The 20,073-nt window shown below is 67.2% G+C and carries 20 protein-coding genes; 9 read left to right on the forward strand and 11 right to left on the reverse strand.

The annotated features are described in order from the left end of the window. The first annotated feature begins 140 nt into the window (after positions 1 to 140). Entirely contained in the window at positions 141 to 1,634 is a 1,494-nt protein-coding gene (locus ACIA58_RS23145) for a DUF2252 domain-containing protein (RefSeq protein ID WP_396405825.1), read from the forward strand. Between the two features lie 77 nt (positions 1,635 to 1,711). Here the strand turns inward: ACIA58_RS23145 and ACIA58_RS23150 are convergent, their stop codons facing one another. Next, positions 1,712 to 2,092 carry a PLDc N-terminal domain-containing protein gene (locus ACIA58_RS23150; protein WP_396405826.1) on the reverse strand — a complete coding sequence of 127 codons (381 nt, stop codon included), beginning with the start codon at positions 2,090 to 2,092 and terminating at the stop codon, positions 1,712 to 1,714. Between the two features lie 163 nt (positions 2,093 to 2,255). On the opposite strand from ACIA58_RS23150, the gene ACIA58_RS23155 reads away from it, so the two are divergent. Continuing rightward, positions 2,256 to 2,822, forward strand: coding sequence for an HdeD family acid-resistance protein (locus tag ACIA58_RS23155; RefSeq protein ID WP_396405827.1), 567 nt, complete (start codon positions 2,256 to 2,258; stop codon positions 2,820 to 2,822). A gap of 21 nt (positions 2,823 to 2,843) precedes the next feature. On the opposite strand, the gene ACIA58_RS23160 is transcribed toward ACIA58_RS23155, so the two are convergent. From ACIA58_RS23160 to ACIA58_RS23180, 5 genes are read right to left on the reverse strand one after another with little or no spacing between them, the layout of a single operon-like run. Further along, positions 2,844 to 3,920 carry a sulfite oxidase gene (locus ACIA58_RS23160; RefSeq protein ID WP_396405828.1) on the reverse strand — a complete coding sequence of 359 codons (1,077 nt, stop codon included), beginning with the start codon at positions 3,918 to 3,920 and terminating at the stop codon, positions 2,844 to 2,846. 37 nt (positions 3,921 to 3,957) lie between these two features. Continuing rightward, positions 3,958 to 4,821: an enoyl-CoA hydratase/isomerase family protein gene (locus ACIA58_RS23165; protein ID WP_396405829.1), complete on the reverse strand. Its 864-nt coding sequence runs from the start codon at positions 4,819 to 4,821 to the stop codon at positions 3,958 to 3,960. Beyond that, positions 4,818 to 6,155, reverse strand: coding sequence for a Dyp-type peroxidase (locus tag ACIA58_RS23170; RefSeq protein WP_396405830.1), 1,338 nt, complete (start codon positions 6,153 to 6,155; stop codon positions 4,818 to 4,820). The genes ACIA58_RS23165 and ACIA58_RS23170 overlap by 4 nt, the downstream gene beginning before the upstream one ends. A gap of 6 nt (positions 6,156 to 6,161) precedes the next feature. After that, positions 6,162 to 7,292 (reverse strand): DUF4331 family protein, encoded by a 1,131-nt coding sequence (locus tag ACIA58_RS23175; protein ID WP_396405831.1) that lies wholly within the window; start codon positions 7,290 to 7,292, stop codon positions 6,162 to 6,164. A 24-nt stretch (positions 7,293 to 7,316) separates the two neighbouring features. Next, on the reverse strand, positions 7,317 to 7,853 hold the full coding sequence (locus ACIA58_RS23180) for a hypothetical protein (protein ID WP_396405832.1): 537 nt from the start codon (positions 7,851 to 7,853) through the stop codon (positions 7,317 to 7,319). A 228-nt stretch (positions 7,854 to 8,081) separates the two neighbouring features. On the opposite strand from ACIA58_RS23180, the gene ACIA58_RS23185 reads away from it, so the two are divergent. From ACIA58_RS23185 to ACIA58_RS23195, 3 genes are read left to right on the forward strand one after another with little or no spacing between them, the layout of a single operon-like run. Further along, positions 8,082 to 8,279 (forward strand): three-helix bundle dimerization domain-containing protein, encoded by a 198-nt coding sequence (locus ACIA58_RS23185; protein ID WP_396405833.1) that lies wholly within the window; start codon positions 8,082 to 8,084, stop codon positions 8,277 to 8,279. Next, on the forward strand, positions 8,279 to 9,250 hold the full coding sequence (locus ACIA58_RS23190; RefSeq protein WP_396405834.1) for a ring-cleaving dioxygenase: 972 nt from the start codon (positions 8,279 to 8,281) through the stop codon (positions 9,248 to 9,250). The genes ACIA58_RS23185 and ACIA58_RS23190 overlap by 1 nt, the downstream gene beginning before the upstream one ends. Beyond that, a complete protein-coding gene (locus ACIA58_RS23195; RefSeq protein WP_396405835.1) occupies positions 9,250 to 9,873 on the forward strand; it encodes an alpha/beta hydrolase in 624 nt (207 codons plus the stop codon). The genes ACIA58_RS23190 and ACIA58_RS23195 overlap by 1 nt, the downstream gene beginning before the upstream one ends. A gap of 41 nt (positions 9,874 to 9,914) precedes the next feature. Here ACIA58_RS23195 and ACIA58_RS23200 read toward each other — a convergent pair whose 3' ends face one another. Then, entirely contained in the window at positions 9,915 to 10,955 is a 1,041-nt protein-coding gene (locus ACIA58_RS23200) for a glycoside hydrolase family 43 protein (protein WP_396405836.1), read from the reverse strand. A gap of 282 nt (positions 10,956 to 11,237) precedes the next feature. On the opposite strand from ACIA58_RS23200, the gene ACIA58_RS23205 reads away from it, so the two are divergent. After that, positions 11,238 to 11,963, forward strand: coding sequence for a spermidine synthase (locus ACIA58_RS23205; protein ID WP_396405837.1), 726 nt, complete (start codon positions 11,238 to 11,240; stop codon positions 11,961 to 11,963). Positions 11,964 to 11,991: 28 nt separating this feature from the next. On the opposite strand, the gene ACIA58_RS23210 is transcribed toward ACIA58_RS23205, so the two are convergent. Then, complete coding sequence (locus ACIA58_RS23210; RefSeq protein ID WP_396405838.1) at positions 11,992 to 14,373, reverse strand: alpha-L-rhamnosidase C-terminal domain-containing protein; 2,382 nt, start codon at positions 14,371 to 14,373, stop codon at positions 11,992 to 11,994. 278 nt (positions 14,374 to 14,651) lie between these two features. Here ACIA58_RS23210 and ACIA58_RS23215 point away from each other — a divergent pair, with 278 nt between their 5' ends. Both ACIA58_RS23215 and ACIA58_RS23220 read left to right on the forward strand, forming a co-directional pair. Next, positions 14,652 to 15,626 (forward strand): glycoside hydrolase family 16 protein, encoded by a 975-nt coding sequence (locus ACIA58_RS23215; protein ID WP_396405839.1) that lies wholly within the window; start codon positions 14,652 to 14,654, stop codon positions 15,624 to 15,626. A 64-nt stretch (positions 15,627 to 15,690) separates the two neighbouring features. Next, positions 15,691 to 16,416 (forward strand): GntR family transcriptional regulator, encoded by a 726-nt coding sequence (locus ACIA58_RS23220; protein ID WP_396405840.1) that lies wholly within the window; start codon positions 15,691 to 15,693, stop codon positions 16,414 to 16,416. Here ACIA58_RS23220 and ACIA58_RS23225 read toward each other — a convergent pair. Next, positions 16,399 to 17,415 carry a sigma-70 family RNA polymerase sigma factor gene (locus ACIA58_RS23225; protein ID WP_396405841.1) on the reverse strand — a complete coding sequence of 339 codons (1,017 nt, stop codon included), beginning with the start codon at positions 17,413 to 17,415 and terminating at the stop codon, positions 16,399 to 16,401. The two genes, ACIA58_RS23220 and ACIA58_RS23225, sit on opposite strands and share 18 nt — an antisense overlap. Positions 17,416 to 17,569: 154 nt before the next feature. Between ACIA58_RS23225 and ACIA58_RS23230 the strand changes: the two genes are divergently transcribed. Further along, positions 17,570 to 18,157: a dihydrofolate reductase family protein gene (locus ACIA58_RS23230; RefSeq protein WP_396405842.1), complete on the forward strand. Its 588-nt coding sequence runs from the start codon at positions 17,570 to 17,572 to the stop codon at positions 18,155 to 18,157. Positions 18,158 to 18,202: 45 nt separating this feature from the next. Here the strand turns inward: ACIA58_RS23230 and ACIA58_RS23235 are convergent, their stop codons facing one another. Then, entirely contained in the window at positions 18,203 to 19,117 is a 915-nt protein-coding gene (locus tag ACIA58_RS23235; RefSeq protein ID WP_396405843.1) for a carbohydrate ABC transporter permease, read from the reverse strand. Next, entirely contained in the window at positions 19,118 to 20,056 is a 939-nt protein-coding gene (locus ACIA58_RS23240) for a carbohydrate ABC transporter permease (RefSeq protein WP_396405844.1), read from the reverse strand. Positions 20,057 to 20,073 lie beyond the last annotated feature (17 nt).

Here is a 20,073-nt window from a genome sequence, read left to right on the forward strand (position 1 = left end):
GTCAGTGAAGCCCCGAACCCGCCTCGGCCGGTTCATCCGGCGGGGGTGATGCTCGCCAAGTGACCCCTGGTGTTGGCTGGGCCCCGTGGGGATCAGAGTCTGCTGACCTGGCGTGACCATGTCCGGAGGGGAAGAGCAGCATGAGTGCACGGATCACGATGGTGGAGGCAGAGAAGGCCTCACCCACACCGCGCTCGGCTCGCGCCGACGCTCGACCGGCGTACGCCTCCCGCCGGCTCGCTCCTGCCGACCGGGCTCGCCTGGGCCTCGCAGCGCGGGCGGCGCTGCCGCCGCGCGAGCAGGCGGTGCTGGTCCTGCCCTCGAACCGTCCGGATCCGGTCACGCTGCTCGAGCAACAGGCTCGGTCCCGCCTCGCCGACCTCGTGCCGGTGCGGCACGGCAGGATGATGGTGTCGCCCCTCGCCTTCTTCCAGGGCAACGCCCTCGGCATGGCCACCGACCTCGGCGCGGCACCGGTATCGGGTCTCGGCGCGCAGCTGTGCGGTGACGCCCACCTGGCGAACTTCGGAGTCTCCGGGTCTCCCGAACGCCGGCTGCTCTTCGACATCAACGACTTCGACGAGACCATCGCCGGGCCGTGGGAGTGGGACGTCAAACGCCTCGCCGCCAGCCTGTCGATCGCCGGCCGGGGTAACGGGTTCTCGCGGAAGGAGCGCCGCAAGTGCGTCCTGGAGAGCATCCGGCGCTATCGCGACGCCAGTGCCGAGTTCGGAACCATGCGAGCCCTGGACGTCTGGTACGCGCGTGCCGACATCGATGAGGTAGAGGCAGCGCTGCGCAGCAAGATGTCCTCGAGCCGGCGCATCAATGTCGACGAGACCTTGCTCAAGGCACGCGGCAGCGGGCACCTCAAGCCCTCCGCGAAGCTCACCGAGATGACCGACGAGGGCGTCCGGCTCAAGGCGTACCCGCCGTTGATGGTTCCGATCGCCGAGTTCCTGCCCGACGTCGACCGGGAAGAGCTCGAGTCCGGGATCAAGGAGCTGCTGACGCTCTACCGCCGGTCGTTGCCGCCCGAGCGACGGGACCTGTTCGACCAGTTCGAGTTCGTCGACATGGCCCGCAAGGTGGTCGGGGTGAGCAGTGTCGGCACGCGGTGCTGGATCGTGCTGCTGCGCGGTAGGGACGACGGTGATCCACTTCTCCTCCAGGTCAAGGAGGCCGAGCCCTCGGTACTCAAGAGGATGGTGCCCACCGTGCTCAGGCAACGGTCCGCTCCCCGCAACGAGGGGGAGCGCGTGGTGGTGGGGCAACGTCTCATGGAGGCCGCCGGTGACATCTTCCTCGGCTGGCAGCGGGTCGCGGGCATCGACGGACGGACCCGCGACTTCTACGTCCGCCAACTGCGGGACATGAAGGTTTCGGCCGCCGTGGAGAAGATGGACCCGCGCAGCATGACCATGTACGGCCAGCTGTGCACCTGGACGCTGGCCAGGGCCCATGCCCGATCCGGTGACCGGATCGCGCTGGCGACGTACCTCAACAGCGATGACGCCTTCCCCGAGGCGATGGCCGAGTACGCCGAGGCGTACGCCGACCAGAACGAGTCCGACTACCGGGTGTTCATGGACGCCGTCAAGTGCGGCCGCCTGGACGCCGAGAGCGGGCTGTAGTACGAGACCTGCCTGCTCCGCCCAGGCGGCCGTCGCCGGCAAGGGCACGAGCAGGCAGGTCGGCTGTCGGCGACCGATCAGGCCGCCAGCGCCTTCGCCTTCAGGGCGTCGAACTCGGCCTGCGAGATCTTGCCCTTGTCGAGCAGCGAACTGGCCTGGGCGATCTGGTCGGTCGGACTGGTCGAGCCCGCGACCTGCTTGATGTAGTCCTCCTGCTGGCGCTGGGCGGCGGCGCGGCCGGTGGCCGTCCGCTCTGCCATACCTCTGCCGCGGGCGATGACATAGACAACCGCGGTGAGGAACGGGAAGATGAACAGGGCGACAAGCCAGATGGCTTTGACCCATCCTGAGGTCTCGCTGTCACGGAACAGGTCCGTGATGATCGAGAACAGCATCATCAGGTAGGCGACGAACGCGAAGCTGATGATGATGAACCACACAATGTCCCAGAAACTCATTGCAGCGTCCTTTCTCCGGTACGCGAAACGCGCGTGATCAAACCCTCGCGTCTCCCGTCCGGGGCGTCCTCACCTCTCGGGGATGATCTTCCGGGCCTCGATCCGGACCATGATGAGCGTGATCGCACAACCTGTCGTGTGCGCCGGCCGGGGAGGTCTGGACATGGATCGGGAGCTGTTCACGTCGAGCTGGAAGATGATGGTGGTCCGCGGAGCGGTCGGCATCGTGTTCGGGATCGTGGCGATCGCCTGGCCGATCGAGACCGGGCTCGCACTGATGGTGCTGTGGGGATTCTGGGCGTTGCTGGAAGGCATCAGCCTGCTGGTGCAGGCGGTTCGATCCGGTGGGCAGGGCAGCCGGCTCGGGCGTGCGCTACTGGGCTTGCTCGCGGTGATCGTGGCGTTCTTCGCGATCTTCAGTCCGGGAGTGACGGCGCAGACGCTGACCTGGATCTTCGGCATCTGGCTCATCATCCGTGGGGTGTTCGAGGCCTTCACGGCGTTCAGCAGCTACCGGCTCTCACCCCGCTGGCTACTCCTCGTGGGTGCCGCGCTGTCGATCCTCCTGGGCGTGTTCTTCGTCGCGAACCCAGGACGCGGTGCGGTCGGCATCGCGGTCTGGCTCGGCCTGATCGCGTTGTGCTGGGGCGTGGTCTTCGTCGTCGCCGGTTTCCTGCACCGCCGTGAACACCGCTGGCCCGCCGCGCCCGCCAACCCCGCACCCGCCTGAGTGCGGGGCATGGCGCGGCGGTCAGCGCACGTCGACGTACGAGATCTCGACGGCGTTGTTGCCGTAGCCGATCCGGTTCCACGGCGGCACGTCGGGCTGGACGTTGCCGGCCGCGTCTGTCGCGCGCGCCCGCAGGCTGTGCCGGCCGCGCGTGGCCTCCCACGTGTAGCTCCAGTCCTGCCACTCGTAGGGCGTTCGGGGCGGCTCGACCACCGCGGGACTCCATTCGCTCTCACCGATGAAGCTCAGCCCGACGTCGGTGATCGCACCGTCACCGGACCAGGCCTTGCCGCGGATCGTGTACGTGCCGGCAGGGATGGTGGTTGCCGGCGCCGGATCAGTGATCCGCGCCCGCACCCGCATGTGGGTGACGGGTTCGAACGGACGGTCGGCCCACTGGTAGATGTAATGGCCGGTCTGGAACTCGCCCTGGAACGGCTCAGTGAGTACGTCGAGCCGGGCCAGCCACTTCACCGACGCGACCGCGTACCAGTGCGGCACCAGCAGGCGGAACGGCGCGCCGTGGTCGGGCCGCAAGGGCTCGCCGTTCATCTCGTAGGCGATCAGGATCTCGGAGGCCGGATCGGCCGCGAACGCCAGCGGTAGCGAGCGTACGAAGGTCAGGTCGTCGACGTCCTCGAGCACCGAGCTGAGGTGGTACTTGCCGTGGTCGGCGCCTTCGCAGCGGAGTTCGACGCCGTCCGCCCCGGGCCGTGCCTGTGCCAGGACGTCGGTGAGGCGCGCGCCTTTCCAGTGCGCCGTCGACACCGCGTAGCCGCCCCACGGTTCGCCGGTCGGCAACGGCTTCGTGTCGAGGCGGCCGTTGCCGGCGCACTCCAGCGTGACGGCGTGTTCCACCGCCGGTAACGCCCGCAGCTCGTCGAGCGTGAGCGAGAGGGGACTAGCCACCGCGCCGCCCACGTGCAGGGTTCCGTCGTGGTCCGGCAGTGCGAAGTTGCTGCGTACGTAATGCTCATCGGTCGAGGTGATGTGATCGCGGAGGGCCGCGTGCGGCGCCTCGGCATTGAACGGCTCCTCCTTGATCATGGCCAGAGCGGCCCGGTTCGCGGCGATGGCATCGGAGATGGTGACGGACATGGCAAGCGCTCCTCGGTGTGGCGTACTGGGACCTGGATCAGTAGTCGGGGTCGTGGAAATGCGGATCGCGGTCTTCGTTGAAGGCGGCGATTCCCTCGACCCGGTCCGGGTGCACCGCGGAGCGCCAGTGGGCCTCCATCATGATCGAGATCGCCTGCTCGAGAGGCTGGCCGGCGCCGAGCTGGACCGCCCGCTTGACGGCCTGCACGGCTGTCGGCGAATTACTGGCGATCTTCGCGGCGAGGCGGCGGGCCGCCGGCATCAGCTCGCCGGTGGGATGGAGCTCGTTGACCATGCCCAGCCGGTACGCCTCCTGGGCGGTGATCGGGTCACCGGTCATCAGCATCTGCAGGGCTTTGCCGGGTGGCAGGACCCGGGGCAGCAGGACCGGCGAACCGCCGCCGGCCGCGAGCCCGATCATCGCCTCGGGCTGGCCGAAGACGGCGTTGTCGGAGGCGAGGATGAAGTCTGTGCTCTGCGCGATCTCGGAACCGCCGCCGTAGGCGATCCCGTTGACCGCGGCGAAGATCGGCTTGCGCAGCTGGCGCAGGGTGTAGAGCGTACGGTCGAAGTCCTGCCGCTGGCGCAACCACTGCTGCTTGGTCATGCTCTTGCGCTGGCGCAGGTCGCTGCCGACCGAGAAGGCTCGGGTACCGGCGCCGGTGACGATGGCGACGCGGACGGCCGGCTCCACCGCGATGGTTTCCAGTACCTCGGTGAGCCGGGCGCCCATCTCGGTGGTGATCGCGTTGTCGGCCTGTGGCCGGTTCAGAGTGATGACCGCGATGGTGCCCGCGGACTGGTAGTCGAGCAGTACCGACTCGGCCGGGTCGGCGTCGTCGGGTGCGGGCGGACCGAAGTCCAGGGCCTTCCAGCGATCGGTTGCGGTGGTTTGGCTCATCGGCTCTCCTCAGTCAGATCGGCCAGCCAGCGCAGCCCGCGGAGGCCGGGGGCGAAGCAGTACTCGCCGCCGCGGGTGACCACGAACGGCGGCACGTCCTGCAGGCGGCGGCGGATCGGGCGCCGGGGAACGGTGAAGGTTCCGGCTCCGTCCTGGGGGCCCACCAGCGGGTCGCTCTCCTGCGGGGCGCCGATGAAGATGCCGTCGTTGAGCCACTGCGTCTTGACGAACTCGAACTGCCGCCCCGGATGCGAACCGGCGAAGACGAAGATGATGCCCCGGTCCACCCCGTCGTCGTCGAGTACGTCGTCGGGCAGAACCGGGCCGTAGCTGGTGCCGCGGCGGATCATGTGATGCAGCCGTACGTCGACGGAGTCGTGGTCGAGGGAGTCGCGGGGATTGGCACGCCGGGCATGGGCCCCGGCCGGGCACTTGAGCCCACGCGGGTCGTCGCGGTACAGGAAGTCGTTGTTGCGCTTGGGGTCCGCACCAAGTTCCGGGTCGTCCTGGTCCGGGGCAAGAGCCAGTGGCGCTCCGGACTGCCAGCGGCCGACCATCTTCGCCCCGAGCAGCCTCTCCTCCCTCCGGTCCGCTGCGTGTTCGCGCAGGTAACGGCGGTAGGCGGCGACCCGGGTGTGCAGCTTGCGGAACACGACGTACGTGCCGTTGCGGCCGAGGACGTCCGGCGTGGGCATCGGCGGCAGGCCACCGGTCTCGTCGGGGTAGCCGAGGACGAACTCGCCCGCCTTGATCGGTGGCTCGTCCGGGTTCGCCGGTGGTGGCGCGAGCCCCTCGACGGCCGGCTGTCCGATCCCGTCCTTGAACCCGAAGGAGGTGCGGCCGGTAGCCAGTTGGTAGCAGTCCTGCCGCCAGATCACTTCCACCCCGGGGAACTCGTGTTCGGCGCGACGTGCCTGCTCCACCAGCTGGTCGAGACTCGTCTGGTCCGGAGCGAGCGTGGCGAGCGCGATGTGCACGTCCGGGCTGCCGAGCGGCTCCTCCCAGTGGTCGGGGCCGCTCGCACCGACGTCGCCGAGCACGCCCGCGCGGGCCGCCATGCCCTCCCGGAACTCGGGGATGAAGCTGTCGAGCGAGTCCTGCGGCACGCCGAGCGCCTTCAGCCCTTGGTAGGTGAAGGCGATCGTCATCCATGCGGACGGTGTGCGGTCAACGACGGCCCGGGCCGGCGACAGCAGCGGGATCAGCCGGCGGATCAGGTCACGGCCGTCCTGTCCGTCGTTCACCCGCAGCAGGACGTACGTGCCGACGTACGGCGACGGTCGCGCCTGCAGGGCACCGGCCTGGATGTCGTCGAGCTCGAGTGCGTCAGTCATGGCCGACTACACGTGTTCGGGTGGCTGAGGCGGCGAGGGATTCGCGGGGGAGAGATACGGGAACACGCGTGACGCCGGTCGCGAGCAGTGGTCGACACCGTCTCGAATCACCGGCCCGGTGCCGGCGTTGACCAGCAAGGTGAAGAAGGTGTCCATCGCGTCGTCGTTGAGCGCTCGCCCGCCACAGGTCGTGTGCTGCTGGCCGGCCAGCGCGGCCCGCTCGATCTCCAGGAACGATCCGTGCTCCTGATAGGGCTTGCCGATGTCGACGGCCAGATGGTCAGCGAGCACCAGCGCGGTCAGTGGATGGTCACCGTCGTCGTTGACGGGCCAGTCGACGGTGCCGTCCAAGCCGTCCCAGAAGGCCAGGTTGGCGTTCAGCCGCGCCCGGTAGGCACCGAGATAGCCGCCGGCCAGGTGAAACCCGTCTTCCATGTTGTAGATGTCGCGGATCTCCAGGTCCCGGTTGACCGGGTCGAACTGCTTCGGCCCCAGCACCAGGTTCTTGATCTCGGGCCGGCCGGTCCGCTCGATACGGACGTTGAGCCGGCCGCGGGTCAGCGTCTCCGCGACCACACCGACCAAGCCGTCCTGCCGGCCGAGGAACTGCGCGCAGTCGAGTTCAACGACGATACTCAGCACGTTCTTGCCGTCGAGGAAGATCGCCGACGGATCGGTGAACGCGAGCTTGCCGGTGGCGACCGTCTTCAGCGCCGCCGGGGCGTCGAGGATGAACGGGTCCCAGCGGGGGCCGGCGAACACCCGTATTCCCGCGCCTTTGCCCCCCTCGGGGTCACCGACTCCGAAGGTGACCTCGTCGCCGGCCGGTGTGCGGCAGAAGCCGGACTGTGGGCCGGCCTCGGGTTCCTGGTCGGAGAAGACGCAGTCGAAGACCAGCTCCTCGGTGTCCACGTCGAACGGCGCCGATCCGGGCGGTCCGTCCGACCGGGTGAGCCGCCGGAGCCGGAACCGGTAGATCAGCCCGTCCGACAAGCGGCCGTCCGGCGGTGCGAACGGGAGGGTGTTGACGACCAGGACCAGGGCTCCCGGCGTCTCCGGGCTCGGAAACGCGAAGAGGTCGGTGATATCGGCGATGGGCTCGGCCAGCGCCCGCGGGCCCGAGATGTGATCAGACATGCAAGTCTCCTCGACGGTCCACGCTCAGTCAGCCGCCTCGGCGAGCAACGGCGCGAAGGCAGGTGCCTGGAGCAGCTCGCCGGCCTCCGGGTCGTCCAGGACCTGCTGGAACGCCTTGTTGACGCGCTCGGCCTTGCGGATCTCCTTGACCGTTCCGCCGTAGTTGCGCGAGTAGCCGCCGGCGGTGAGTTGCGCCGACAGGATGAAGTTCTTGACCGCCTCCAGGTCGGGCAGACCCTCGTAGCCCTCGACGTGCTGGAAGATGGCGTCGAACAGCTTCAGCGGCTTGGACGCGAAGTCCAGCATGTAGGCGTCCCAGGGACCGTCGAAGCTGGTGGCGAACAGGAGCCGGGTGTCGTTGTCGAACGGTACGAAACGCGCCTCGTGGATGGTCCCGATCGGCAGGTCGTAGTCGCCTGGCCGGTAGCCGGGGGACTCCTGCAACGCCCGCAGGCTCTCCCTCAGCGCTTCGCCGTGTCCGGGCTTCACATGGAAGAACAGACTGAACTCACTCGTCGGGCCGACCTGAATGCCCGGGTGGGACGGGGCTTCGGCTGTCATCGGCGATCATCCTCCTGATGGGAACGGATCTCTCACGCCGGCAACCCACGACATGGCGCAGTCGACCACGACGGCAGGTCCGTGACGAGGACGGGCTACCCTGGCCGGCTCAGTCTTGGACAGTTCGACAGCGCCCACCTCATCCATGGCGAGTGATTAATGCTTTCCACCACCGCGGGGGCGGAAAGCAGGGTTGTGTGCGGGATGGCCGGCGGTCATGGTGGGGAGATGAACACTGCGGATGAGGACCGTGCGATCGGTGAGGTGGTCGATCGGCTCGCCAAGGCGTTTCCGAGCGTCGGAGTGGACAAAGTGGCTCAGGTGGTGAGTGACACTCGCCCTGAGTTCGCGGATGTACCGATCCGCGACTTTGTGCCGTTGTTCGTCGAGCGGGGTGCCAAGGAGCGGTTGCGGGAGCTCGTGTAATGGCTGATTCGGTTGCCCCGCACGGACTGCATCACGTGACTGCGATAGCGGAGGATCCGCAGCGCAACGTCGACTTCTACACGACTGTGCTTGGGCTGCGTCTGGTGAAACGGACAGTCAACTTCGATGCCCCGGACACCTATCACCTGTACTACGGCGATGCCTCTGGCCGGCCGTCGACGCTGTTGACGTTCTTCCCTTGGCCCGGAGCTCCGAACGGCAAGCAGGGCACCGGTCTCACCACAGCCACCGCCTTCAGCGTTCCGCCTGAGTCCCTCGGCTGGTGGCAGGAACGGCTGCAGACCCTCGGCGTCGACGCGGACGCTCCGGTCGCGGGCGCTGACGAGGAGGTACTGAGACTGCGCGATCCTGACGGGTTGGTGATCGAGTTGGTCGCCTCCGACGGTGACACCCGGTCCGGATGGGACGGCGTCGCGGCCATACCGTTCGACAACGCGATCCGCGGCCTCTTCTCGGTGACCATGACGGAGCAGTTGCTCGACCCGACGGCAGAGATGCTCGACGGCCTACTGGGGATGCAGCACGGCCAGGACACCAAGGATGGGACACGCTTCGTGATGTCCGGCGGGGTCGAGGGTACGGCGGTGGACGTCCGACCCAGCAACGAGAATCGCGGAGTACAGGCGGCCGGCACGGTCCACCACATCGCGTTCCGGGCGCCTGACGGGGACACCCAGGCGAAGTGGCGTCTCGAGCTGATCGAGGCCGGAGTACAGGTCACCGAGATCCTCGACCGGCAGTACTTCACCTCCATCTACTTCCGTGAACCGGGCGGGGTCCTCCTGGAGATCGCGACCGACCAACCGGGCTTCGCCGTGGACGAACCGTTGCTCGAGCTCGGCCAGCACCTGAAGCTTCCGCCCTGGCTCGAACCGAACCGCGAGCAGATCGAGAACACATTGCCGTCGCTGCGCGTTCCACCGGCTCCGAAGCCCGGCGAAGACGACTGATGAGCGAGGACCTCCGGCGGCCGCACATCTGGCAGCCGGGCTCGTCCACGCCGCCGCTCCTGTTGCTGCACGGCACCGGCGGCGACGAGCGCGATCTCCTGGTACTGCGTCAGCATCTGGCGCCCGACGCACCCGTCCTGTCGCCGCGCGGGACGGTGTCGGAGCAGGGGATGGCCCGGTTCTTCCGCCGGCTGCGGGAGGGTGTGTTCGACGAGGACGACATCCGACTCCGAGCCGACGAGTTGGCCGCCTTCCTCACCGCTGCGGAGGCGAAGTACGACGTACCCGCTGGTTCCTGGATGGCGGTCGGCTTCTCCAACGGGGCGAACATGGCGTCTGCTCTGCTGCTACGCCACCCTGAGTCGCTCGCCGGCGCGGTGTTGCTGGCCGCGATGGTGCCCTTCGCGGAGGACGAGCCTCGGGACCATGGTCTGGCCGGCAAACGGGTGCTGATCGTCAACGGCGACAGCGATCCGATGGCCACGCCCACGCAGACGAGCAGACTGACCGAGCAACTCCGCCGACGAGACGCCGAGGTCGAGCTGTTGCCATTCTCCGGCGGCCACACGATCGACCCCGGTCAACTACCTCGCATCAAGAAGTTCATCCAGTCCGGCCAGTAGAAGGCACGCCATCGGTAAGCAGGTGCTCGATCTGCCGATGCTTACGGCACTGGTGGGAGGAACGCTGGGACGGTAGGTGTGGCGCCGTCGTGACCCCAGACGAGCTTGGCGGCGTACATGACGCGCCTCTTGTTCGGGTCGGTCACCACGCCGTCGTACTGGCATGGCTGGTCATCGGTCGTGCACACCCAGGCGTGCAGGTAGATCAGGTCCGGGCCGTGGCCGCCGGTCACCACATCGGCCCCGCCGGGACCGCACAATCCGGTGTTGGCCTGATCCAGCAGCACATGTTCTTCCTTGTCGGCGAACGACCACAGGTCGGTCGATCGCCGCCATACGGTCGAGTAGCGACACTGGTCGTACCAGTTCGCAGATGCCATCAGGACGTACTGCTCGCCGCGCTTGACCATCACCGGATTCTCGATGCTGTCCGCGTGCCGCACGAGTTCGTGGCTAGGCTCTCCCCGGCCGTGCAGGCCGTCCGCCGAGAGCGGGAACATCCGGATTGTGCCCGGCGTCTTTTGCGTCTTGTACAGCAGGTAGCGGCGGCCGTCGGAGTCCTGGAACGGATTCGGATCGATCACCCCTGCTGTCGGATCGGGCCGGTCCGCCGCCGGATCGTCGCCGCCGAGCTTCGGGCAGATCAGCGGGGTGTCCGCCGGCGTGTAGGGACCGCCCGGACTGTCGGCTACAGCAGTGCCGATGCATCGCTGTCCGGAGAAGTCCTTCGCCTGCGCCGCGTAGTACAGCACCCAGCCCACCGAGGTGTGCCACACATCCGGCGCCCAGACCGCGCCGGTGCCGGCCGCCCACGCGCCCCAACGGCTGAGCGCATTCGGCTCGGCCCTCCACGGTCCGCCAGGTGTGTTGGACCGCGCGACCTCGCCCAGGGGACCACCGGTCATGAAGGCGTAGTAGTCGCTGCCTACCCGCAACAGACCCGGGTCGGCCGCGCTCGGCCCGTACACCGGCGCGGGCACGGGCGGCCGAGCCGCCTGCGCAGCGGACCCCATGATCAACAGCAACGAAGCCGCGCACGAAGCCAGCACCACGACAATTCGTGTACCCGCTCGACCGCTCACGCCACGCCTCCTCGGTCACGTCGGAACCCTGCGCCCAGATCGTCTGCACAGCTGGGTTTACAACGATATACAGGTTCCTTACAACGCTGTAAAGACGCGGCGTCAGAAATTTCCAATAAGCTTGCCATGAGCAACAATCCACAGTGCGCCGTCCCGGACCCGCGACAGTTCGTCCGGCTGATCGAGGAGCGGGCAACGGGGCGCCGATTGGTGCTTCAAGACGGCTCGGGGGAGAGTGTGGCTCGTGAATGAACTGATGACGCCGGCCGGACGGCTCCGGCTGTGAACGCGTTGTTCGAGGAACTCGACTGGCAGCGGACGCCGATGGGTGAGATCAGTCTGCGCCGGCGTCATGATCCGGTTCTGGAGGCGGAGGTGTACGAGGTCAAGCTCGGCGACGAGTTCTTGATGTCGAGCTTCTTCACCGTTGCCGAGGTGGAGTTGGCGCGGCTGGGACTCGCCGCTGTACGCGGTGTCGCGCCGGGTGCCGGGCTCGATGTCGTCGTGGGTGGCCTCGGGCTGGGGTACACGGCCCGGGCGGTCCTGCAGGACGCGCGCGTTGGCTCGCTGATGGTGGTGGAGGCCCTCGATGCGGTCATCGGCTGGCATCGGCGGGCATTGCTTCCGTTGGCCGATGACCTCACCGGGGATCCCCGCAGCCGGCTGGTGCAAGGTGACTTCTTCGCTCTGGCGGGCGGTGATGCTGGGTTCGATGGTGGCCAACCGGGCCGCCGCTTCCACGCTGTACTGCTCGACATCGACCACTCACCGCGCCACGTCCTGCATCCCAGCCACGCCGCCTTCTACACCCCAGAGGTACTCAGTCGTCTCGCCGCGCACCTGTATCCAGGTGGCGTCTTCGCGTTGTGGTCGAACGATCCGCCCGATGCGGCGTTCGGCGATGTTCTGTCCGAGGTGTTCGACAGTCAGGTCGCGCATGTGGTCACGTTTCCCAACCCGCTGCAGGGTCACGACGCCACCAACACCGTCTACGTGGCTCGCCGCTGAGCTGCTCGCGATCAGCTCACCCGGGTGATCAGCGGGTCGGTGCGATCGTTACCGCGATCTCGGCCGGCCCTGTGACCTCGGCTGGTTCGCCGGCCTCGGCCCGGATCGTCAGCGGGCCATGCGGTGTCGGCACTGACGCCTGGGCCCACTCGAGACCGCCGAGCTGAGGAGCGACCGTGACCGCTGTCATTCCGGGCGCTGTGGGCCGGACACCGAGGAGTGTCGCCACATAGTGGTACAGGGGATGCGCACCCCAGGCGTGACAGTCGCTGCGGGTCGGTTCGGGGTGCTCGATCACGGTACGCAGGCCACGGTCCAGCAGATCGAGCCAGAGTCCGAGCCGGTCGAGTAGCACGTCGGTCCGCCCGATCAGGTGCAGTGCCTCGAACAGGTAGTGGTCGAAGTACACGGTGGTCCGTGCCAGCGCTTCGGGTGGCTCCTGGAGCATCTGCCGGACCGCCGTCTCGCCGTACCGCGCTCCTGCGAGTAGCGCCAGCGACTGCGCATGCTCACTGAAGCCGGTGTGCCCGAGGTCGTCGGCGTACAGCCTCCGGTCGGCGTCGTAGAAGGCCCCGTCGGCGGCTTCGACGAGGTGGTCGGCCAGCTGTGCGCATTCGGCGGCGGCGTCAGGCTCGCCCACCCAGGACTCGAGGTCGGCGACCTGCCGAGCGACCAGAGCCAGCTGCAGCTGCAGTACCGCGGTCACGCCGCGCCCCGGGCCGGGCCAGTCAGGGTGTTGTTCGCCGTCCTGGATGATCCCGGGCGGGGTGCCGGCGTCCCAGCCGGGCACCCAGTCGGTGAAGTTCCAGCCGTGCAAGGCGTGGAAGATCCCGCGGTCGTCGACGGTACGGCGGTGCGCGTCGAGGGCTGCGCGGACTCCCGGCATCAGCTCGGTGACGAAGGCCAGATCGCCGCGCCACAGTGCGAAGTCGTGCACCATCGCCACCCACCACAGCGTGAACGGCGGGATGGGGGAGGAGTGCCGGGACGGCGTCCGGGACATGACCAGTCCGCTGTCGTCCTGGCTGCGTCCGAAAGCACGCAAAGCCTGCCGGGCGAGTGCGTCGTCGCCGGTGGTTGTGTATGCGACGAGGCACTGCAGCCGGGTGTCACCGGCGTACTGAAGCTGCTCGTAGTAGGGGCAGTCCATGGTCGTCTCGTGACTGCATGCCTGCAGCGTCCGGAACGCGAGTACGCCGACCTGCGCAAGCCGCGGGTCGCTGGCTGTGAAGCCGCTGTGGTCTTCGTACGGATAGTGGGTCTCATGGAACCGCAGCCCGGTGATCGTCAGCGGTTCGGCCGCGGTAGTAACGAGGACCTCTACATAGCGGCCGGACTGCCACCACAGGGTCCTGTGCTGCTCGCTACCGCCGCCGGCGATGAAGAGGTCGCCGATGCCATCTGCCTCGAGCCCCGGGCGACCGAACAGCTTGCCCGCGACAACGTCGCGATGTCCCTTACCTGCTTCGGGTTCCGTCTCGTACAGCGACTCCTGCCAATGCAGGCGTACTTCGGCATCGCGTCCCCCTTCGAGGTCGAGGACGGGGTACGCGCAGACGTACTGGTCGAGGTCGATCAGCACCCGTCGGCAGGTTCCAGGCGGCAGCACCAACGCCGTACCGTCGAGCAACCATTGCCACTCGCGGGCCTCGTCGTCCAGGTGGTCCGCCGGATCCACGACGCGGTGACGCGTCGGCTCGCCTGCCGGATGCTCCGCGACATGGCGGACGCGCGCACCCGCGGCCCATCGCTGCGCAGGGGCAGGCAAGCGAGCCGGTACGAGCAACCGCGGCCCGTCGCTCGGACGAGCACTGTCGCGCCCACGCCCGGGGTCGCCGGCCGCGGCGGCCGGCCAGTCGAGGCGGTCCGTGCCGGTCTGCCAACCCCAGGGAAACGCACGGCCGTCACAGACGTGCCTGGCTCCACAGCCGTAGCCATCGCCTTTCCCTCTCCGGCTGTGCCCGGGCAGTGTGGCCGCGTGCCAGTCCGCCGTACCGGTGTCCAGCTCCAACACCGGTCCGGAGACAGCCTCGGCCGCGAGCAGGAAAATAGGGCCGTCACCAAGGCTCAGCTGCGCCAAGGGCGCGTCGTCCCCGAGGCTCCACACGCGGGCAGCAAGCCAGTGCCCGCCGGCCGGCAACTGCAGGCGGTAGCTCTCGAACGACCAGTGGCCGAGCTCGCTCCGCGACGGTCCGCGGCCGACGAGGTCGCCGTCGAGCCACAGCTCGTACCGCTCGTCGGCGGACACGTGGAGTAGGACGCCAGCCGTTTCGGTGCAGTCGATCTGCAGCCGAAAGCCGGCGACGTCGCCACTCTCTGCCGCCCGGATCCACCGCGCCGGCCAATCGGCCTGCTCCGCGAACGGATCGTCCCTGAGCCGCAACTGCTGCACGTCAGTGGTTTCGGGCATCGTCATACGTCAGTCTCTCTCCGGTGCCGGTCACGATCCTGGGCGGACAGTCCGCCGAGCAGTCAGTTGCGGAAGTGGTAAAGACCATCTGGGCATCCTCAGCGCGGATATCAATTGTTGGTATTTACCAGTGAGCTGGCAGCAAATCTGCACTGATAGTGCTTATGTTGGGTCCATTCGAAAAGTTCGGCGGAACTCTTGCAGTTCAGTCCGGTGGGATTCATGCTCAACCCTGATCGGCGTCCGCCCATCCTTGCCGTGAAGGAGACCGAAGAGCCATGTCACGTCAGCGAACGACCCTCTTCCTCGCCGCCGCCGCGTCGATCGCCTCGGTGGTCAGCGGCGCCTCGGCCGCCGTCGGCTCGTCCGATCAGGCCGACCGCAAGTCAGGCGCCTGCGGCGTACTGTTCGACGACTTCCAGTACAAGGCGGCCACCGATCCTGCTCTCGCCGACCACGGCTGGAATGCGCGCAGCGAAATGGGTGGGCCAGGTGTGCCGGGCACTGCCTGGCCGGCAAGCAACATCTCCTTCGTCACCACCGGGGGCCAGAAGGTTGCTCAGCTCCGGGCGACGACCGACGGCACGGTCCCCGGTACGACGAATGCCGAACTCCGCCGGACAACCATGAATCTGCGGAACGGGACCTACGCGACCCGCGTCCGGTACGCCGACAAGCCGGCCACCGGTACGGACGGCGACCACATCAACGAGACCGCGTTCGCCATCGGCCCGACAAAGTTCGACTACGACCCGATCTACAGCGAACTCGACTTCACCGAGTACCTGCCGAACGGAGGCTGGGGAGAGGTCGGCCCTGTCAACTTCCAGACGAGTTGGCACACCTTCCGGGAGGACCCGTGGGACGCACGAACCGCGGAGAGCCGGCAGGACCGGTCGCTCGACGGCTGGCACACCTATGTCACGCAGGTCGGCAACGGCCATGCGAGGTACTACATCGACGGCAAGCTCACCGCCGACCACACCGTCGACCAGGACGGCAACACCGTCCTGCCGCGCCAGGACATGAGCATGAACTGGAACCTGTGGTTCATCGATCTGGACGGGCACCAGGGCACGTCGACAAGTGAGTACCGCGAGCAGGTCGACTGGGCCTACTACGCCAAGAACGACACCGTCTCGCCCGCACAGGCAGACGCCCGCGTGGACAAGTACCGCAAGCACGACACCACCTACGAGGACTCCTTGAGCAACGCTGGGAGCTGCGAGAACTACCAGCCACCGGAGCACTGAGCCTCTGCCCCGACTGCTGCGGCGTAACATACGAAACCTTCCGGCAGAACCAAGGAGGGTCCTCGTGGCTGGCAGCCTGGGAAAGCGGGATCGGGCGCGCGAGCACCTTCTTGGGCTGGTCGAGTCACGAGCGGTCGGCCAGCCGATCCCGTCCGAGCGTCAACTGTCTGCCGAGCTCGAGATCTCCCGACCCACGCTGCGAGCAGTGGTCGACGATCTGGTGCGCGACGGCCGGCTGGTTCGCGAGCACGGCCGCGGCATGTTCGTCGGTAGCCCCAAGGTCGCTCAACAGATCAGCGGGACCCACGGAGCGACGTACCCGACGGCACCCGGGACCTGGACGAGCAGGGTGCTCAGCCACGCCACGATCCAAGCCGGCACGTTGGTCGGCAGCAGACTCCGGGTGACGCCGAACACCGCCGTACTGCGGATCGCCCGGCAACGCTTCGTCAACGACGACCCGATCTGTCTGGAAACCATCCACGTACTGCAGGAGATCGTCGCCGAGTTCGACGTACGGGCGATCGAGCAGAACTCGTTCTACGCGTTGCTCGAAGAGCACTACGGCGTGATCCCGACCGACGCCGAACAGACCCACGCGGCAGCAGCGGCCGACGCCACCGAGTCCGCCCTGCTCGGCGTCGCCTTGGAAGCCCCGATCCTGATCGTGGAGCGAACCACCCGCGACCAGAACGGCCGCAGGTTCGAATTCACCCGCGCGGCCTACCGCGGCGACCGATACCAGATCACAACCCACCTGACCCTGCCCAAGCTAACGGCTCGGGAGTGAGCGGGGGAGGCCGAAGCACGGGAGGGTGGTGTTTTCGAAGCGGATCATGGCGCTGATCCGGTTGCCGGTAAGGGTGAGCACGTAGAGGCCGGTTCCGTGGCGGACGCCGCTCGGGTCGCGCAGATAGGCGCCGAAGGCCGGCTGACCGTTGGCTCGCGTCGGCACGAGGTCGAAGCTGCGGCCGGCTCCGAACAGCGTGGCGCAGAAGCGAGCCACGAGGTCTCGGCCCTCGTATTCGAAGGGCAGCGGTGGCATCGAGACGAAGACGTCGTCGGTCAGAAGGGCCACCAGTGCGTCCACGTCAGCCGTCTCCCAGGCCTGAACGAAATGCGCCACGATTGCGTTCTCGACGGGTGAGCCCGCGGCCGGAGGCGGCTCCTGGCCCGCGGCTGTGAACCGGCGGTGCTCCAGGCCGGCGCGTGCCCGCTTGAGGGCGCTCTTGACCGAATCAACGGTCGTGTCGAGCATCTCGGCGACCTCGTTCGCGTGGAACCCGAGGACGTCTCGAAGGATGAGGACGGCAAGCTGGCGAGGCGGCAGGAGTTGCAGAGCGGTGACGAAGGCGAGCGAGATCGACTCGGTCTGCTCGTAGCGGGCCTCGGGACCGAGTGGCACGTGGATCGCATCTTCGAGGAGCGCATCGGGGAACGGCTCGAGCCAGACGACTTCGCCCAGGCGGCTGGGTTCGGGCGGCTCTACGCCGGGGATGTCCCATGCCTTGGCCGGGCGCCGACCGGCCGAGCGCAGCGTGCTGAGGCACCTGTTGGTGGCGATGCGGTAGAGCCAGGTGCGGATCGAGGCGCGACCGTCGTACCCTCCGAGACCCCGCCATGCCGACAGCAAGGTGTCCTGAAGCGCGTCCTCGGCATCCTGGAACGATCCGAGCATCCGGTAGCAGTGCACCTGGAGTTCGCGGCGATGCGGTTCGGTCAGCGCCCGGAACGCCTCGCCGTCTCCGGCCCGCGCCCGGCTGATCAGATCGGCTCTGATCGACTCCACTTCGCCGCCTCTCTCCGCTGCACTGTGTTTGTCGCTTCCACCGTATGGACGTCGGCCGGCGGCAGAAGGGGGCGGTTGGGCAGCGCCCCCTTTGCGATCGTCGCGACGTCTAGATCAGTCGTAACCGACAAACGCAGACAGAAGGAGCACCGCGATGGGAAGCATTATCGTCAGCGAGAACATCTCACTCGACGGAGTCATCCAGGATCCGACCGGTGAGGACAACCTGGGGCGCGGCAACTGGTTCGCACAGATCGGGGAGCAGAACCTTGCGGCGTGGGCCAAGGTCGAGCTCGATGAGGCTCTGGGAGCCGAGGCGCTGCTGATGGGACGCCGCAGCTACGCGTGGTTCGTCGCGCGGGGGTGGGCATCGTCCCGTACCGGTGAGTGGGCCGACCGGCTGCGCAGTCTGCCCAAGTACGTTGTCTCGTCCTCAGGTCTCGAAGGTCCTGACTGGGGTAACACGACGGTCCTGAAGGGTGACGTGATCGACGAGGTTTCCAAACTGAGGCAAGAGATGGACGGGGACATCGTCATCTACGGCAGCGGTCGTCTCGTACGCACGCTCTGGGAGCACGACTTGGTCGACGAGCTGCGACTGATGACCTACCCCGTCGTCGTCGGAGCCGGCGAGCGCCTCTTCGGCGAGACCACCGGCGCAACGCCCCTGCACCTCGTCAGCGTCCGCACCGTCGGCGACGGCCTAGCCTCCCTCACCTACCGGCCCGTCTCCGACGCCTAGCTCCTGCACCCGTGTCGGACCCTTTCCTGGTTGACGATACTGTCGTCAACCTTTGAGACCACTGCCGGCGACGCCCTCGACAATGCGCCGTTGGAAAATGAGGAACAAGATGACCAGAGGTAGTGCTCCGAGGATGGACGAGGCCTGAATGTCGGACAGCCGCTGACCGAACGATCCTTGCACGGTGGCGAGCCCGACCGGAATCGTCATCAGCTTGGGGTTCGACAGGACGAACAGCGGCAGGATCAAGTTGTTCCAGACTCCCACGAAGGTGACGATCGACATTGCGCCGATCACTGGCTTCGACATCGGCATAATGATGGACCAGTAGATCCGCCAGAATCCCGCGCCGTCGATCTGCGCCGACTCTTCGAATTCGTGGGGCAGGCCGTCGAAGAACTGCTTGAAGACAAACACCGCGATGACAGCCGGCACCTGCGGCAGGACGACCGCCCAGTAGGTGTTCAGCAGCCCGACGACGTTGAGTTCGCGGAAGATCGGCACGATCAGGACCTGTGGCGGAATCATGATGCCGGCGATCATCAGCAGGAACACCAGGCGCCGGCCGCGGAACTTCAGCCGGGAGAGAGCGAACGCAGCCATCGACGCGAAGACTATGGTGAGCGCCACCGTCACGACGGACGTCACAGCGCTGGCCAGGTACCAGTCCCAGATGTTGCCTGCGCTGAACAAGGCTCGGTACGACTCGGTGGTGAGATTCCAGTCGTGAAGGATCGGTCCGGCGCCGATCGCCGACGTCGCGTTCGAGGTGAACGACGTTTTGATCGCCCACAGACTCGGCAGCAGCCACAGAATCGCGAAGACGACCAGCACCACCCACGACACCACCGTGAAGCTACGACCCGATGCCCGAGATCCGCCGGCGCGCCTGGCTGCCGGGGCTGCTGCCGATACGCCGTTGTCAGAGCGCCGCTTCACAGCCGCGGCTTCGCTGGACATTCACCGCTCCTTTCGCTGTTCGCGACGTTCGACCAGGGGACGCACCAGGGTGATCACCAGGATGACGATGAACAGCAGCACCGACGCCGCTGAGGCGGCCCCGACCCGGTAGTCGGTGAATGCGGTCGTCGTGACCAGTCCCAGGACGACCTGAGTGGAGATGCCGGGACCGCCCGCCGTCATCAAGTACACCTGATCGAAGATCTTGAGACTCGCGATGATCTGGAGAAGGAGGACGAGGGTCGTCGTACGGCGAAGCAGCGGAATCGTGATGGACTTGATCTGCTGCCACTGGCTGGCGCCGTCGACCGCGGCCGCCTCGTACAGCTCTCGTGGAATGTCCTGAAGTCCGGCGAGATACAAGATGAAGTTGAACCCGATCGTCCACCACACAGTGGTGACGGCAATGCCGATCATGGCCAGATTCGGCGTCCCGAGAACCGGTGCCGGGACCTTGTCGCCGAACCAGATCTGGACCGAGTTCCACAGCCCGGTCGCCGGCGTGTAAATGAACGACCAGATCAAGGCGATGGTTGCTGAGGGCAAGATGAATGGAACGAAGAAGGCCAGCCGGAAGATCCATTCGGACCGCCCGCTGATCCGGTTGGCCAGCACGGCGAAGATGAACGCGAGCACGACCAGCGGGGGCACGGTGTACAGGGTGAACTGGATCGTGTGCCACAGCGCCGACCAGAACTCCGGCTTGGAGAGCATCTCGCGGTAGTTGGCGAAGCCGGCGAAGTTCCCGAAGCCCTTCTTGACCAAGCTGGTGTCGAAGAGGCTCGTGATCACCATGTAGATCACGGGCCAGACAAGGAACGCGAGATAGAACAGGACGAAGGGGGCGAGGAAGAGCCACGCGGCCCGGGCCGACCGCTGGGGACCTCGACTGTCCCGCGCGCGGGTGGCTTCCGGTCGGACCACCGTTTGAGCCGTCATTTGGATCCTCTTGTCTT

Origin of the sequence: Kribbella sp. NPDC051586, from assembly GCF_044453965.1 — a bacterium.
Taxonomy (GTDB): Bacteria; Actinomycetota; Actinomycetes; order Propionibacteriales; family Kribbellaceae; genus Kribbella.

What these genes read in the sequence shown, in the direction of transcription:
- ACIA58_RS23145 (WP_396405825.1), top strand. Translation starts at nt 141, where the DNA reads ATGAGTGCACGGATCACGATGGTGGAGGCAGAGAAGGCCTCACCCACA.
- ACIA58_RS23150 (WP_396405826.1), bottom strand. Translation starts at nt 2,092, where the DNA reads ATGAGTTTCTGGGACATTGTGTGGTTCATCATCATCAGCTTCGCGTTC.
- ACIA58_RS23155 (WP_396405827.1), top strand. Translation starts at nt 2,256, where the DNA reads ATGGATCGGGAGCTGTTCACGTCGAGCTGGAAGATGATGGTGGTCCGC.
- ACIA58_RS23160 (WP_396405828.1), bottom strand. Translation starts at nt 3,920, where the DNA reads ATGTCCGTCACCATCTCCGATGCCATCGCCGCGAACCGGGCCGCTCTG.
- ACIA58_RS23165 (WP_396405829.1), bottom strand. Translation starts at nt 4,821, where the DNA reads ATGAGCCAAACCACCGCAACCGATCGCTGGAAGGCCCTGGACTTCGGT.
- ACIA58_RS23170 (WP_396405830.1), bottom strand. Translation starts at nt 6,155, where the DNA reads ATGACTGACGCACTCGAGCTCGACGACATCCAGGCCGGTGCCCTGCAG.
- ACIA58_RS23175 (WP_396405831.1), bottom strand. Translation starts at nt 7,292, where the DNA reads ATGTCTGATCACATCTCGGGCCCGCGGGCGCTGGCCGAGCCCATCGCC.
- ACIA58_RS23180 (WP_396405832.1), bottom strand. Translation starts at nt 7,853, where the DNA reads ATGACAGCCGAAGCCCCGTCCCACCCGGGCATTCAGGTCGGCCCGACG.
- ACIA58_RS23185 (WP_396405833.1), top strand. Translation starts at nt 8,082, where the DNA reads ATGAACACTGCGGATGAGGACCGTGCGATCGGTGAGGTGGTCGATCGG.
- ACIA58_RS23190 (WP_396405834.1), top strand. Translation starts at nt 8,279, where the DNA reads ATGGCTGATTCGGTTGCCCCGCACGGACTGCATCACGTGACTGCGATA.
- ACIA58_RS23195 (WP_396405835.1), top strand. Translation starts at nt 9,250, where the DNA reads ATGAGCGAGGACCTCCGGCGGCCGCACATCTGGCAGCCGGGCTCGTCC.
- ACIA58_RS23210 (WP_396405838.1), bottom strand. Translation starts at nt 14,373, where the DNA reads ATGCCCGAAACCACTGACGTGCAGCAGTTGCGGCTCAGGGACGATCCG.
- ACIA58_RS23215 (WP_396405839.1), top strand. Translation starts at nt 14,652, where the DNA reads ATGTCACGTCAGCGAACGACCCTCTTCCTCGCCGCCGCCGCGTCGATC.
- ACIA58_RS23230 (WP_396405842.1), top strand. Translation starts at nt 17,570, where the DNA reads ATGGGAAGCATTATCGTCAGCGAGAACATCTCACTCGACGGAGTCATC.
- ACIA58_RS23235 (WP_396405843.1), bottom strand. Translation starts at nt 19,117, where the DNA reads ATGTCCAGCGAAGCCGCGGCTGTGAAGCGGCGCTCTGACAACGGCGTA.
- ACIA58_RS23240 (WP_396405844.1), bottom strand. Translation starts at nt 20,056, where the DNA reads ATGACGGCTCAAACGGTGGTCCGACCGGAAGCCACCCGCGCGCGGGAC.